10 protein-coding genes are annotated in these 15,392 nt (G+C 60.5%); 4 read left to right on the top strand and 6 right to left on the bottom strand.

Annotation, left to right across the window (positions count from 1 at the left end; genetic code table 11):
* Positions 1-81: 81 nt before the first annotated feature.
* From F6X42_RS13565 to F6X42_RS13575, 4 genes are read right to left on the bottom strand one after another with little or no spacing between them, the layout of a single operon-like run.
* Complete coding sequence (locus F6X42_RS13565; RefSeq protein WP_187634701.1) at positions 82-1,425, bottom strand: ATP-binding protein; 1,344 nt, start codon at positions 1,423-1,425, stop codon at positions 82-84.
* A complete protein-coding gene (locus tag F6X42_RS13570) occupies positions 1,422-2,162 on the bottom strand; it encodes a response regulator (protein WP_187634702.1) in 741 nt (246 codons plus the stop codon). Before F6X42_RS13570 ends, F6X42_RS13565 begins: the two co-directional genes overlap by 4 nt.
* Positions 2,163-2,169: 7 nt before the next feature.
* A complete protein-coding gene (locus tag F6X42_RS45295; RefSeq protein WP_281393964.1) occupies positions 2,170-2,292 on the bottom strand; it encodes a hypothetical protein in 123 nt (40 codons plus the stop codon).
* Positions 2,289-2,660 (bottom strand): GFA family protein, encoded by a 372-nt coding sequence (locus F6X42_RS13575; RefSeq protein ID WP_187634703.1) that lies wholly within the window; start codon positions 2,658-2,660, stop codon positions 2,289-2,291. Before F6X42_RS13575 ends, F6X42_RS45295 begins: the two co-directional genes overlap by 4 nt.
* Before the next feature lie 549 nt (positions 2,661-3,209).
* On the opposite strand from F6X42_RS13575, the gene F6X42_RS13580 reads away from it, so the two are divergent.
* Positions 3,210-4,253 (top strand): patatin-like phospholipase family protein, encoded by a 1,044-nt coding sequence (locus F6X42_RS13580; protein WP_187634704.1) that lies wholly within the window; start codon positions 3,210-3,212, stop codon positions 4,251-4,253.
* Positions 4,254-4,255: 2 nt separating this feature from the next.
* Positions 4,256-5,752 (top strand): GntP family permease, encoded by a 1,497-nt coding sequence (locus F6X42_RS13585; RefSeq protein ID WP_187634705.1) that lies wholly within the window; start codon positions 4,256-4,258, stop codon positions 5,750-5,752.
* Between the two features lie 35 nt (positions 5,753-5,787).
* Here the strand turns inward: F6X42_RS13585 and F6X42_RS13590 are convergent, their stop codons facing one another.
* Positions 5,788-7,191, bottom strand: a complete 1,404-nt coding sequence (locus F6X42_RS13590) for a replication initiation protein (protein ID WP_187634735.1) — start codon at positions 7,189-7,191, stop codon at positions 5,788-5,790.
* 1,049 nt (positions 7,192-8,240) lie between these two features.
* Here F6X42_RS13590 and F6X42_RS13595 point away from each other — a divergent pair.
* Both F6X42_RS13595 and F6X42_RS13600 read left to right on the top strand, forming a co-directional pair.
* Positions 8,241-9,452, top strand: coding sequence for a ParA family protein (locus F6X42_RS13595; protein ID WP_187634706.1), 1,212 nt, complete (start codon positions 8,241-8,243; stop codon positions 9,450-9,452).
* The gene (locus F6X42_RS13600; protein ID WP_187634736.1) at positions 9,449-10,423 is read left to right on the top strand and encodes a ParB/RepB/Spo0J family partition protein; all 975 of its coding nucleotides are present in this window, start codon (positions 9,449-9,451) and stop codon (positions 10,421-10,423) included. Before F6X42_RS13595 ends, F6X42_RS13600 begins: the two co-directional genes overlap by 4 nt.
* Positions 10,424-12,356: 1,933 nt before the next feature.
* On the opposite strand, the gene F6X42_RS13605 is transcribed toward F6X42_RS13600, so the two are convergent.
* Positions 12,357-14,408: an esterase/lipase family protein gene (locus F6X42_RS13605; RefSeq protein ID WP_246530082.1), complete on the bottom strand. Its 2,052-nt coding sequence runs from the start codon at positions 14,406-14,408 to the stop codon at positions 12,357-12,359.
* Positions 14,409-15,392: the final 984 nt, after the last annotated feature.

The following is a 15,392-nucleotide window of genomic DNA, read 5'->3' on the forward strand; positions in this document are numbered from 1 at the left end:
CCGAGACATGCTGAACCAGTGGTCGTTGAACACTACTGAGAAACACGTCTTTGTGAATTTTCTGACGGGAAGACTACTCAACTACGACTCGCGCAACTTCCGCAACGTCAACCGCGCTTCGAGACCGCCGCCGACCCGGTTGTGCAGCGTAAGCGTCGCGTCCATCGCGAGCGCGAGTTGGCGCGCGATCGCGAGCCCCAGACCCGTGCCACCCGTTTGACGATTGCGCGACCCTTCGAGTCGAACGAACGGCTCGAACACCGTCTCCAGCGACTCGGCCGGAATGCCGGGACCGCGATCGAGCACCGACACGGTGGCCTCACCGTCGTGCAACGCGCCGATCTCGATCTGCGCGGCGCCGCCGAACTTCAGCGCGTTATCGACAAGATTGCCGACGACGCGCTTCAATGCCTGCGGACGCATCGTCAATGACTGACCGAAGTGGCCCTGCAGCGACACTTGCTGACCCGCGTCGACGTAATCGCAGACGAGGCTGTCGAACAGCGCATCGGGGTCGATGCGGCGCGGCATCTCAGTCGTGCCATGCATCGTGCGCGCATACGTCACCCCTTCCTTGACCAGCGCTTCCATTTCCCGCAGATCCTGGCGCAGCTTCGCGGCTTCGCTCTGGTGGTCCATCGTGTCGACGCGCAGGCGCATGCGCGTTATCGGCGTCTGCAGATCGTGCGAAATCGCCGCGAGAATCTGCATGCGCTCGGCCATGTATGTGGCGATCCGGTCCTGCATCGCATTGAACGCGCGCGCGGCGCGCGCCACTTCGGATGGACCGGCTTCGGGCAGACGCGCGGCCTTCAGGTCGGGGCCGAGCGTGTCGGCTGCGACTGCGAGTTGATTGAGCGGACGCGTTGCGAGCCGCACCGCGAGCCAGCAGCAGGCGCCGAGCACGAGCAACTGCAGCGTCAGCACGAGCGGCAGCCAGCGCGACAATGGTGCGCCAGGCATCGGCCGCAGGTCGATGGTGAGCGGCATGCCATCGCTCAGTTTCAGGTGCACCTGCAGACGCTCGCGATCGCCGGGCACCGCGTTGACGGTCAACGGATAACGCCTGCCGATGCCGTCGCCGATCGATTGCGCGACGCGCGCCGACAGGCTTGCGTCGACCGGCGCGCCGGGCACGCCCGGGCCTAGCACGAACTCGTAGCTGCGCCGCGCGAGGCGCGGCAGCCACTGGGCGCGCTCGTCGGGCGGCAGATGATCGAGCAGCGCGACCGAGCTCGCCACCTCGCGCTCGATGTAGCCCATCATGATGTTGGTCATCGTCTGGTCGCGCTCGGTCATCGTGAGCCAGAACGACAGCGCCTGCGCGAGTGCGAGCCCGACGAACAAAATCACCGCGAGCCGCGCGAACAACGAGCGCGGCCAATGCGGCCAGCGCAGCAACGACGGTGACGGCGATGCGCTCACTCCAGATCTCCGGTCGCGGTCACGACCGCCGAAAACACATAGCCCTCACTGCGCAGCGTCTTGATGTAGCGCGGCTCGCGCGCGCCGTCCCGCAGGCGTTGCCGCAGGCGGCTCACCATCAGATCGATCGACCGGTCGAACGGATCGGCCTGGCGTCCCTGGGTGAGGTTCAGCAACTGGTCGCGCGTGAGCACGCGCTGCGGATGATCGAGAAACACGCGCAACAGACGGTACTCCGCGCCGCTCAACGCGACCTCGGTGCCGTCCGCATCGAGCAGATGGCGCGCGGTCGTGTCGAGCCGCCAGTCGCCGAAGCAAAGCATCGGCGCCGATTCGGTCACCTCCATGCCGGGCGGCAGCATGCGCGCGCGGCGCAGCACCGAGCGGATTCGCGCGAGCAGCTCGCGCGCGGCGAACGGTTTGGTCAGGTAATCGTCGGCACCCATTTCGAGGCCGACGATGCGGTCCGCTTCCTCGCTACGCGCGGTCAGCATCAGGATCGGTACGGTGCGGAACTTGCCCGAGCGCAGTTCGCGGCACAGCACGAGGCCGTCTTCGCCGGGCAGCATCAGGTCGAGCACGATCAGGTCGGGTGCGCCGTTCTCGAGCGCGGCGCGCATCTGGCGCCCATTGGCCGCGAGCGAAACGCGCACGCCGTTTTTCTCGAGGTATGCCGCGAGCAGTTCGCGGATGCCGCGATCATCATCGACGATCAGTACGTGGTCGGAGGTTTCCATCGACGGATTATCTGCCGCGGCGTTTGAGGTGCACGCCGCTCGATTGGATCAATGAACACTGCAACGGATGCCCGAGTTCGGCAGCGAAACCACCCGCGACGAACAGAGCGATGGCAAAGAGGCGTTTCATGCGTCCTCCAGCACGGAAAGACTCGCGCCGTCGGCCACGCCGGCTTCGAGTGCATACGGATCGACCCCTTCGAGGCAGCCGATATTGACGCGCCATTGCTGCGGATCCGTGCGCGTCTGATGAAAAGGATAGATGCCGCAATGCTTGCAGAAATAGTGCTTCGCGACCTGGGTGTTGAACTGGTACAGCGTCAGCGCATCCTCACCACTCAGGATCTTCAACTGCCTGGCGGGAAAGCGCGGCGTCATCAGCGCGCCCTTGCGGCGGCACAGGCTGCAGTTGCAACGACCGGCCGGAGCGATTTCGGTGCGAACTTCGAACTTGACGGCCCCGCAGTGACAGGACCCTTGCAGCAACTCGGCGCTCATGATGCTCTCCGTGTTTTGACGATGCCTGCTTTATAGCCCGGTTCATCAGTCGAATTATGTCGTAATGTATCCGGCCGCCGAGACGATACATTACATTGCAATCAACCCGTGGCGATTAGCGCAAGCCGAAACAGCGAAGACAAACGCGCGAATTGGCATTCGAGCGGCACGCGCTAACGGATAACGCAGGTTGCTTCATGCCGCATGCATTGTCGTGTTTCCCCTGCAAAGATACTCCGCTTATCCATGAGCACGTATGCGGCGCCGCCCGGCGCGCCAGCCGGCCCTGCTACACGCTGTTTTTGACCCTGGCATGACAACCGACTTTCTTTATTCCGCCTGATTGGCGCAAGTTCGGTGAATCAAGTTGAAGACGCTTGACTTTTAAGCACTGCCCACTTCCAATACCGATGGTGCAGTGCGATGTTTCGCCTTTGAAACGCGCTGCACGTCATTCGGTAGTTCAAAGCATCGGCCAGCAGTTCATTCGTCCGCCGTGCATGCGGCGTCAGCTCGCAAAATGGAGCACTCCTCGCTACAGGAGTCGTCTTGGCTGCAACGAAAACCCAACCCCCGCGCCGCGAACCGGCCCTCATCGACCTCGCGTTGCAAGGCGGCGGTTCGCACGGTGCTTTTACATGGGGCGTCCTCGACCGTTTGCTCGAAGAGTCGTGGCTGCAGATCGAAGGCATATCGGGTACGTCGGCCGGCGCGATGAACGCCGCGGTGCTGGTGAGCGGCTATCGGGTCAACGGCGCGGCCGGCGCGCGCGCCGCGCTCGAAGCGTTCTGGCGACGCGTGTTCGAAGCGTCGGTGTTGAGCCCGTTTCGCCGCAGCCCACTCGACGTGATGATGGGCCGCTGGACTCTCGACTTCTCGCCGCTCTTCATTGCGATGGACCTCGCGGCGCGCCTGTTTTCTCCATACGACCTGAATCCGCGCGGCGTGCATCCGCTGGCGAAGATCCTGCAGGACTCCATCGACTTCGCGCATCTGCGCGACTCGCCGATCAAGCTGTTCATCACCGCGACGCAAGTGCGCACGGGCCAGGCGCGCGTGTTTCGCAATGCCGACCTGACACCCGACGTGCTGCTCGCCTCCGGCTGTCTGCCCACGCTGTTCCAGGCCGTCCAGATCGACGGTGAAGACTACTGGGACGGCGGCTATGCCGGTAATCCGACCATCACGCCGCTGGTGCGCGAATGCGCGTCGAGCGATACGCTGCTAATCCAGGTCAATCCCGTCGAGCGCAAGGAAACGCCGCGCACCGCGCGCGACATCATTAGCCGCCTGAACGAGGTCGCCTTCAACTCGCCGCTGCTGAAAGAGCTGCGCATGATCGCGCTGCTGCGGCGCGCGGCGGACGCCGGCAGCGATGAAGGCCGCCATTGGGCGGCGATGCGCATCCATCGGATCTCCAGCGAGTTGATGACCGAGCTCGGCTACTCGTCGAAGCTGAACGCCGAGTGGAGCTTTCTGACGATGCTGCGCGACGAAGGGCGGCGTGCCGCGGACACGTTCCTCACCGAGCACGGCGATTCGATCGGCGTGCGCTCCTCGCTCGATCTCGACACGTTGCTCGACGGAGTCTGACCATGGACGTCATCACCCTGTCACCGCTCGCGATCGGTCTCGGGCTCTTTGGCATGCTCGCGAGTCTCGCGCTGCTGATCGGTCTCGCGTATCGCGGCTGGACCGTACTGCTGCTCGCGCCGTTCGCCGCGATGCTGGCCGCCGCGATTTCGGGTGAACCGATTCTGGCGCACTGGACGCAGACCTTCATGCTCAGCACCGCGCGTTTTCTCGCGCAGTTCTTTCCGTTGTTCCTGCTCGGCGCGCTGTTCGGCAAGCTGATGGAAGACAGCGGCTCCGTGAAGGCGATCGCCAGTTACATGACGGCGAAGCTTGGCGCCCATCGGGCGATTCTCGCCGTCGTGATCGGTGGCGCGCTCGTCACCTATGGCGGTGTCAGCCTCTTCGTCGCGTTCTTCGTGCTCGCGCCGATGGCCACCGCACTCTTCGAGGCCGCGAATATTCCGCGCCGTCTGATGCCGGCCGCGATCGCGCTCGGCACGTCGACCTTCACGATGTCCGCGCTGCCCGGCACGCCGGCGATCCAGAACGCGATCCCAATGCCGTTCTTTGGTACGACGCCGTTTGCCGCGCCCGGGCTCGGCATCATCGCGAGCATTGTGATGGTCGCGTTCGGGCTTTGGTGGTTGTCCTTGCAGCAAGCGCGCGCGAGGGCGGCCAACGAAGGGTTCGACGAATTGAACAGCGCGGCGAAATTCACCAGGGTGCCGGCCAGCGACAACCTCGTGCGCGAGCGCGCAAGCGTATCGCAGAGTTTCGATCCGGAAGAAGCGAAGCGCGGGCATGTCAGCGAGGATCTGCCGTCGTTCGGCGTCGCGCTCGCGCCGCTCGTGCTCGTCGTGCTGACGAACTTCGTGATGAACGTGATCGTGCTGCCGCGCATCGACGCGGACTACCTGGCCGACGTCCGTTGGGGTGAGACGTCGCTTGGAGCGGTCGCCGGTGTGTGGGGCGTGTGCGTGGCGCTCATCGTCGCGATCGTCGTACTCGTGCTGCTCAATCGGCGCCGCCTGCCGGCGCTGCGCGAGACGATCGATGCAGGCGCGAATGCATCGGTGCTGCCGGTGCTGAGCGTCGGCAGTCTGGTCGGCTATGGCGCGGTGATCGCCGCGCTGCCCGCGTTCGCGCTCGTGCGCGAATGGGTGCTCAGCATCGGCGGTGGCCCGCTCGTATCGCTCGCGGTCGCGGCCAATCTGCTCGCGGCGTTGACCGGTTCGGCCTCCGGCGGTCTCACCATCGCGCTCGATGCGCTTGGCAGCACCTATCTGCAACTGGCCACGCAGTACGGCATCGACCCGGCGCTGCTGCATCGGGTCGCCGTGATTTCCTCTGGCACACTCGACAGCCTGCCGCATAACGGCGCGGTCGTGACGCTGCTCGCCGTGTGCGGTTCGACGCACCGCGAAAGCTATCGCGACATCGTGATCGTCGGGATTCTCGGCGCGTTGCTCGCACTGGTGGTGGTTATCGTGCTGGGCTCGCTGGTCGGTTCGTTCTGAGCGTTCCGAGCGTCTGAAGTAATGGCCGGCTCACTTCACGCCGCCGCGCGGGCCGCGTTCATCCGGCCGAACACGAACTGCCCCAGATACCAGACCAGCTCGGTATTGGCGAAGATCGCATCTTCGGTGACCGTCGACGGTTCAAGCTTCATCCGACGCAGCATCAGCTTGCCTTCGCGCGACGTCGTCCACGCATGCATCAGTTCCTTGCGCGTCTTCGCATCGGCGGCGTTGAAATGGTCGCGACCCTTGCGCGAGTCCTCGTTCATGCGCGCGCGCACTGCTTCTTCGCGCGTCGCAATGCTGTGCGCCACGGTCGTTCTCGTTTCGGCCTTGACCGCCTGTTCCTGCGCTTCGTCGGCGAGCAGTTTGGCCTGCACGTCGACCATCGTGCGCTCGGCGTCCGAGATCTTCCAGTTGTCGCGTAGCGCGCGCATCAGATAGCCGGCGGGACTCTTCTTGACCTGGCCGCGCTTGATTCTGAAGCGCGTATATTCGACGGCTTGCTGGATGCGTTCGTCGGTCCAGAGCTCGCGGCTCTCCGAAATCTCGCTGAACTGTTTGGTCGACAGCCCGAATTCGTCGGTGAGAATCTTGTACAGATGGCTCGCGTCCGCGAGGCTGGCGAGTACCGCGTCGGCGGTATCCTTGCGCTTGAGCAGGAAGCGGATGCGGTCGATTTTCTTCGACACCGTCGATGCAGTCCGCGTCTCGTACGACAACTCGACGTCCGACACTTCGTTGATTTCGCGCACCGCCGGCTCGAGCCAATCGCGTTTGAAGTATTTGAAGATGGCCGCGTTCGCGCCCATTTTGCCAGGCCAGTTGCGCATTTCCTCGAGCTGGATCCAGTCGGTGCGTCCCGCTGGCACATGCGGCAAGACCTTGTCATAGATCGCGCGCGCGAGACTGCGCGTGAACGCGGTGGAAATGCGCAAGCTCAGCCAGTGCGATTTCTGCGGATCGCGGATATGCGGCACGAGCCGCGGATGGACGTCGAAACGCATACGTCCGCGATGAAAGCCGACCATGCCGATCAACTGGACCTGCACCCACAGATCGTCTTCATTCGGATCGCGGTTCGCGGGCGTATTCGTCACGCGGACTTTTGCGTTCTGCGCTTCGTCGGCGATCGTGCGCAAATGCTTCAGGTTGCGGCTGTCATAACGCATCAGCCACTTGAAGTAGTTGAGTTCGACGTCGTACTGATCGCGCTGCTCGGGCTCCTGCGCGACGATGAAGTACGCGGCATCGAGAAAGCGCCGCGCCGGCAGCCCCATGTTGACAATTTCAGTGAAGAAATCGTTGCGCTGATAACCGATCTCGCGATTGGCCTCGTTGATGCGCAGTCCCTGATCGAACATGTCTTCGAACAGCGCGAGCGCCATCTGGCGTGACGTCGCTTTCGACCTGCCCTCTTCCGGATTGTCCGCGGCCATGTTCTTCATCCACTTTTTCGCTCACGGGACTGTAAGCATGCAGTGGTGAGCTGTCAACACACAGAACCTCACCATCAACGGGGCCGCAAGCGAAGCGTCGTTTCACTTCTGTTCCTCGATTTCGCACACAGAACCTCACCATGTACACAACGAACCTCACCTTTTAAGAGGCGCTCCGTGCGCCAAGTCCTTGTGCCGCGGCACTTCCAACCTCATTTCCGCGCTGATGCACAACCCACCTCACCTTTGCGATTCGAGGCACAGTCAAGCATAGCGAACCGCACCTTGCTGGGGAATTGGTCTCACCTTGCTGCACAACCAGCCGCACCTCTGAACACACAGAACCTCACCTTGAGCACAACGCACCTCACCTTTGAACATTCAAGTGGTTGAATTGATTGATGATCGTATCTGCATGTTGGTTTGTCGGTTTGCTCTCGTTTTAAAAAAACCTACTAACTGAGATCAACAAATAAATGCTGATCGAGATGGCGCAGCGCAGCATGGTGAGGTTGATTGTGCGACGCTTAGAGGAAGCTACCGCATTGGCGTGGCTCAAAGGTGAGGTTGGTTGTGCTTCAACTGTGATGGATTCCATTTGGTGCTGCAACATGGCCTTGGTTTATCGGTCCAGCGCGAAGCATTGCGGCTTTTGTAGGTGAGGTTCATTGTGCTACTGCGCCCTCACTGAGCTGTACCTTCGCAGGGAAGTCGCGAAACTCCGATAATGGTGAGGTTCCTTGTGCCGGATGTCGCCGTGCCGTCCTTATCGAACCGGGGAAGTGCACAAATGACCTCACCATGTGCCGGGAATTTAAGCAGACTTGTCGATTTCGCAGCCGGGGTCGCGGACAAAGGTGAGGTCATTTGTGCTCTCACGTACGCTGGACGAGCGACAGGTGCTCAATTTCCACTGCGGCTCCTGCGACCGAAACGGTCCGTCAGTACGAAAATTCGGAGAAATCAGCGTAAAAACAATAATTTAATAAGCTATTTTCAAGTATTTCCTGTATTCTGAGGTTTCTGGAATTTTATGGAAAAACCTCAGAATGGTCAGAACGAGCCAACTTCCTGCCGTAGACCGAACCGTTCACTTTGAGCAGATCAGCCAGTTCGCAGAAAAAGTCACCATTTTCACTAATGAGCTGCGTGACACGATTCTGGCTCCGCGTCCTCGAAAAACGGCTCCCGTTTTCAAGACCGGCGAGATTGCCGAGATGTGCAACATCTCTCACTCGCAGGTTCAGTATCTCGCGACAAAAGGGGATGGAGACTTGCCTTCGGGCACAGCGGCCGGCACGGGCCGAACCCGGACCTTCACGCTGGAAGAAGCGCGGATCTGGGTGCAAAAGATTTCCGACATCTACCAGACTCCGTTGGTCACGCGCCTGAAGGAGCCCGACGGAAAGATCGTTATCACAGCGCAACTCAAAGGCGGCTCCGCCAAGACTACGACGACGATGTGCCTCGCCCAAGGATTGTCGTTGCGGGGACGCAAAGTGTTGGTGGTCGATCTCGATCCGCAAGCTTCGCTTTCGGAACTGTGCGGACTGTACGCGGAAAAAGACGTGACGCCGGAAGATACCGTGTTGCCGTACGTCTATGACCAGGACATCGAAGGTGGGCTCGAAGGGCGAGTCCAGTCGACGTACTGGGATGGCATTGACGTGATTCCTGCGCACACGGAACTGATCGGAGCAGAGTTCCATCTGCCAGCCATGCAAAAGGTCCGGCCGGGCTTCCGTTTCTGGACCGTGCTTCGTCAAGGGCTCGAGCCGCTGCGCAAGAAGTACGACTACATCCTGATGGATACATCGCCGTCGCTGTCGTATCTGAATCTGAACGCGCTAATGGCCGCAGATTCCATGGTGATGCCGATGGTGCCGGAGAACCTGGACTTCATCAGTTCGCTGTCGTTCTGGCGACTCTTTTCGGACGTGTCCAAAAGCTTCATCAAGTTCGAGAAGGACAAGAAGTATGACTTCGTCTCGCTCGTGTTGTCGCGGGTCGATTATGGGCGGAACTCGTCGGCGCCGATCGTGCGCGCGTGGGCGCAAAGCGCGTACGAAAACTGGTTGCATTCGATCGAGGTCCCGGCGAGCTCGGTGATGAGCACCGGCGCGTTGGCGTTCTCGACAGTCTTCGACATCAGCAGCAATCACAGCGCGGCTAAGTCGCTGCAACGCGTGCGGCAGCCTCTCGTCGACTACTGTCGCTGGATCGATGAGATCTATTCGGAAAAATGGAGGAACGCGCAATGAGCAATATGCGAGAACAGTTGCTGGCCAAGACGTCCGGCATTCGCAAGACTTCGTCGATCAACGAGGACGAGGTGAAGCGCAGCAACCGCACGCAGACGGCGCCCGGCCTCGCCGGCGCGCTGGCCGTTGCGCAACTTCGCGTGCAGGAATTGGAATCGACCGGCGTCGCCTCGCAACTGCCGGTTGCGGGCATCTTGCCGAATCCTTGGCAGCCGCGCCGCGTGTTCAACGAAGCGAAGCTGGCCGAGCTCGCCGAGTCGATCCGGGAAGTTGGGCTGATGCAGCCGATCGTGGTCCGTCGTGTCGCGGACGACTATCAGATCGTCGCCGGCGAACGGCGCTGGCGTGCGCACAAGATGGTGGGGCTGGATACGATCAAGGCGGTGGTCGCGGATTGCTCCGATTCGGACATGGCCGTCCTCGCGATGGTCGAAAACATCAGCCGCGACGACCTTGCCGACTATGAGATCGGTGTAGCGATCCGACGATCGGAAACGGAATTCCCGAATCGCAAGCGGCTGGCGGAAGCGATGGGATTGTCGCGGGCAGGTCTGTACCAGTTTTTGTCGTTCGATAATCTGCCGGACTTCATCAAGAAAGATCTCGACATTCAGCCGCGACTACTGGGCGGGACCGCGGCGCAAGCAATTGCGGCGGCTATCAAAAAGCATGGCGAGGATGGCGTTAAAGCCGCTCGCGAAATTTGGCCGCTGTTGGTGAGAGGGGAAATGGATCAGGGCAAGGCCGCCGCAGCGATCAGTGCGCTGGCGACGCGGCAGACGACGTCGGCTGGTACCAGCGGGCGCAACATCGAAAAGTTTTTTGCGGGACGGGAGCACGCTGGAAGCATCACGAAGGATGTCAGCAACTTCACGATCAAGATCAAGACTGGGGTGATTACCGAGGCGCAAGAAGTTCAGATACGGCAGTTGATCGGGCAGATGTTCCAATCGCAGCCGAAAACGAACTGATTGATGGTCGGTTTGTAGTGTGGAGAAGCCCGCCCAGCGCGGGCTTTTTTGTCGGCAGACAGAATAGTTCGGGACGAAGAGTGTCTAGAGTCTAGACACTCAGTCAGACGACACCTCATCAGTACCATCCGGGTGTCTAGACTCTAGACACTATGCTCTAGACACTATGGTCGACCCAGGCCGATGCCTGTCCGAGAGTGCCGTGTTCGGTGCGAACGACCGTCCTTCGTGCCATGCACGATTCGTGGGAAATCTGCGCAGTGGTGTGTTCGCGGAACCACCTCGCAGGCGCCGGCTGCGGGGACGACCGCGCGACGTTGAATTGGCGAGGCCGTCCCCCGGCGCAGAATAATGAGGCGGCCCGCCAGCTGGCCGTTCACTCTTCCGCGCCCAGCCTTATTGCCCCAGGGCACTACCGAAATCGTACAGGCGCCTGGCGCCAGACGACGAAGCGGACGGAAGGCCGATCCTCTATCCTTTGAACGAAAACTCTTTCCGGCAGGCTTCCACGATCATTCTCAACGCCACGGCACATCCGCGGGATTCGTCGATGCGCTTCTCCACGGCCGACGTCGGAGCCAATCTTAGCGATGAGAAAGACCGCCCTCCTTGTCATCGAGGCTCCGCTCAGTAATCGGACACCACGGGCTTGTCGGAACCCCGGTCAATCTGCGCGGCGTGCAGAGACCATGATTTTCCATAAAGCGCTGGGCCCTTGATGGCGCTGTCTGTCGCAGCAACCGCGGCAACGCCGTTTCGGACTACGCGATGCAACAGACGCGCGAAGCGCTAAGCCCAGCGCTTATCGATCGCAAAGTCAGCTCTCCTTTTGCTGGGAATCCATACTGTTCGATTCGCGATGAAATGACGGCTAACGAACACGCAAAGAAGACAGTGAATCTGGCTCGCCCTAGCGAACAGACGACGTGTGCCAATGTGCAGCGTGAGGCGTCGTCACTGGAATATCGCGTTCAGGGATGCTGCGCCTTGCATCGCGATCCGCGCAATCGAAGCAGGTGAAGCGTTTCGCAATCGGTGTCTGCCTCGCGTTCCGGGCACGCCAGCTCGCTTGGAATCAAATGTCCGTGCTGATTTGGCCCGGTGCCCGACGCCCGGAAGTCAATCGCGGACGCCGCCCTGGTGCCTAATGTTTGGCTGTCGTCGCGTTGATCTACCATCATGGCGTCGTCGGTTAGTAGACACGTCAAGCCAAACTGATGACACTGGACAGGCCTCTGATTCGACTTGGCCGCTGATTAAAAGCCTTCGGACTTGTGCGTCAAGGCCTCACTGAACGTGCAGACTGCCGCGATCGATCTTCGTCCCATTTGGCCCTGTCGCGCTAACCGGATAAGTCTATGCCATACCGCTCGTTCAGCGCGCAACCAAGGTCGCTGCTCCCAGCTCATCGGCAGGCGATTCAGTGCACGATGCCGACAAGATAGGAGAGGGCAAGGCCGCGAAATTGTCGCGGACGCAAAGAGTCGTCAGCGAGCGTGGCGAAGGCAAATCGACGCGCCACCATATACGGGGTCGAGAAAGCGCGTCTGTTTCACGAACTAAATATCGAAAAATCGCTGGAGATTAATCAATACGAGCGCCAAAGCGCCATACGCCAGTCGATTTCGCCAATTCGTCCGCCGTGAAACATACCGAAACGCATCGACTATATGCTAACCAATTGTTTTTAAAGCATATTTCCATGACACGTCGCTTTTGTTTCACGCCAATTGGTCGAAATAATGACCGACTCTACGTCGCTGCGCTCAACCGCGGCAAAACGCCGGAATTAATACCGACGTCTCAACAAGTCGTAACGTTTAATACGTAATTTGTAGCGAATCGATTTGAATGGCCGTTGGCGTTTCGGCGACATGATGCGCTAGCGACCTGGTCAAGCACGAGCCCTCGCAAAGGACTCAGCCCTTAGCCATCACTTCACGCACTCAGCCCTCCCGCGCTCATCGATCTGCGCGATGTCCTCGTGCAAGATCCGCCGGATCTCGAGGATCGCTTGCGGCGTCTGCTGCACGCTGTGGCCGGCCACAATCACCTTCTCCGACACTGCGGCAGCGAGATGCGCGCTGCGATAAGGCACCACGCCGTCGTCGGAATCTTCGAGCGGCCCGCTTTCGCGGCGCCGTGCAATGATCGAGTGGAAGCAGACTTGCGGGCTGATCGGCAACTGCGATGTTGCGCGAATCAAAGGATCGGTTTCGCGAAGCTGTTCGATGCTGTTCGGCACATGGAAAGTCTGGCCCTCCGCTTCGATGCTCGTCGCTGTCTGCATCACTTCCTCGATCTCATTGAGCAGGGCGAGCGGCAGCCGCACGAGGTTGGCCACCCAGCGCGCCAGCCGGTTACTCGCGAACGGTGTGCCGCGGTGAGGTGCCGCGATAAATATTGCGCGCTCGACTTGCGGCATCGGCGTGAAGTTCAGCAGCCGATTGAGCCGCTCGTCCTCCCGATCGATATCGGTGCCTTCGGGCACATACCTGTCCTTGAGAGTCGTCCAAAGCTCGTCGCCGGAAGTCGACACGAGTAGTCGCGCGATAACGCCCCCCATGCTGTGACCGATCAGCACCATGCCATGCGACGCCGGCGCCGTGCCGTGTGGATCAAAGTGCGCGAGCGTCTGCTGCGTGGCGCGCCGGATGCGCGCGAGGTTGACCAGAATCGGCACGTTGGTCGGGTAGTAGACCTGCCACACCTGGAAATGCTGGCGAAGCACTTCATCGCCCTGAATATCGTTGGCGACGTTGACCCACGCCTCGGGGCTGCTCGCGAGGCCGTGCAGCATCAGAATGATCCGTCGATTGCGATCGAACGGCTGCATCATGTAGATGCGCGGCGTATCGATGCCGCGCGCGCGTCCAAACAGCGTGCGCAACGATTGCCCCGCGAAACCCGAGCGCGCAAGCCAGATCCCATAGCCCGCGCTGAAGTTGGCCGAGAGTGGCACTGTCTGGCCGTGCCGCTCGACACTGTCTTCGCGATACGGATCGAAGACGGACAGCACGACATCATGCGAGGCAAGCACCTGTTCGAGCGTGCCCTGGCTGAACCAGATCAAGGCGGTCACGTTCGGCGACGGCATCTCGCTGAAAAAGCGCGTCGCTGGTCTCGGCCGTCCCGCGACTCGTGACGACACACCCGCCTTGAGCGGAGCATTCGCGGGGCTATCGACGCGCGTCGTCGCACCGCTATCGCCCCCGGCATTGCCACCCGCATCCGCATTCTCTTCAGGCGGTGGGCCGTTCATCACAGCAACGAGTTCCGCGCCCAAACCATCGCGTCGATAAATGCTGCGTATCCCCACGAAGGAAAGCCGCGACGCCGGGATGACTTCGCGCGGTTCGCGCACACCCTCGGGCAGCCGGACGCGGCTCAAGTCGAGATGAATGGTCCAGCCTGCGATGTACTGCGTGCCCGGCTCGACGTCGCTGGCACCGGTCTCGAGCGCACCGCGCAGAAACAGCGCGCGGGCCAGTTCCTGTACTGCATAGTTGTAGTAGTCGCGAACCTGAGTCTGACGATCTTCGAATGCACGTTCGCCGGCAGTGCGCTGACCGAGGAATAGAAATGCATACGCGAATCGCGCGGTCCTGAGCCACAAATCGAATTGCGCGTCGCTCCATTCGGTGGCATGGGTCGGCGTATTCGTGATGGCCATCTGCAAGGACAGTTCGGCGAGGCTCGACAATCGCCGGTCCGTATTGATTCCGCCAACGGTCGAGATCGTGTTGATGCAATCGAGCGGCTCGCGTTGGCAGGTGATCTCATCGAGTGCGACAACGTGCAGCGTGTCTCGCGTCGCGGCGCTTAGACGGCCGGTCGACAGAATATCGCCGCGACGCATCGCGATGTACTGCTCGGGGCCTTGTGAACTGACGGTCACCATTGCGCAACCGGACAGAAGACCGCTGGCGAGCAGCGCGGGTGCTACGCACCGCGATATCCACGATGCGAGCGCGCGGGTCATCATGCGTCGGACCGGTTCGTGCGAGATCGCTGCCGCGCTATGCCGATGTCGGCTGGTCCGGCATCAAGCGTTTCGAGGCGAGTGGAAGAGAGTCCAGTCTTGTGCGGTGCCGTCTCCGTCGTTTTGCGGTGGACCGTCGTCATGGCTGAATGGCAGAAAGGATCCGGTGATTTTCCGACACAGACGGTACGCTGATGCACGGGCAAACGATGAACGCTGCGGCGACAGCCTGCGAAGTTGCAACTGCCATGTTTCTTGTCACGCAGAGTTGAGTCACAAGGCCGTTGCCTCGTGCGCCGAATCGATAAATCTGAAAGTTAATCACTTGTCCGCTAAGTACTGTACGCCCGGCAAATTGCTTGCGCAACCGGCGTCGTTCGCACAGCACACATGGCCTTCAATGAGAAAGAATTCCGATTCAACAATCACGGCGCCTGCATTGGCCGAATCAAAAATTCCTTCAAACCTATAGCACTTTTTGCCTATCGCACCTCGTCACTACTACATCGGAATAGCCGTACAGATGGTTGCGTCGGGATATGCCGCCGAAGAAGTTAAACGATCTGACGCGCACATTCTAGCGTCATGCATTCTTCCAGATTCGAACGCGCGGTGACGGTGAGACGCTTGACAATGAATTGTTTGGGACCTTAAATAATTCTGCGGCATACCTCGATCGAAAGGACCCGATTCCATGTTGCAAAACTCGCATGCACGTTCATTCGACTTTGCGTTTTGCTGGAATCGTCGTGCATTCCATACCAGGGCGAACTTTTCAATTTTTTCAGCCTTTTCGGCGTGACAAAGCAGTGTGGCAGTTAGACAGGATGCCTGATAGGTAATGGGATGCAGACGTTGGGATGCAGATGTTCCCTGAGGCTGACCTGGCCGTGGAAGTCGCAGCGGATCCACTCATCGGTCCACTGTTTATGGACCCCTATGAATTTCCGAGCAACCTGTAGAGCCTCGTCTTCGCCGGCCCGCTAG

The organism is Paraburkholderia podalyriae, from assembly GCF_014397785.1.
GTDB lineage: Bacteria > Pseudomonadota > Gammaproteobacteria > Burkholderiales > Burkholderiaceae > Paraburkholderia > Paraburkholderia podalyriae.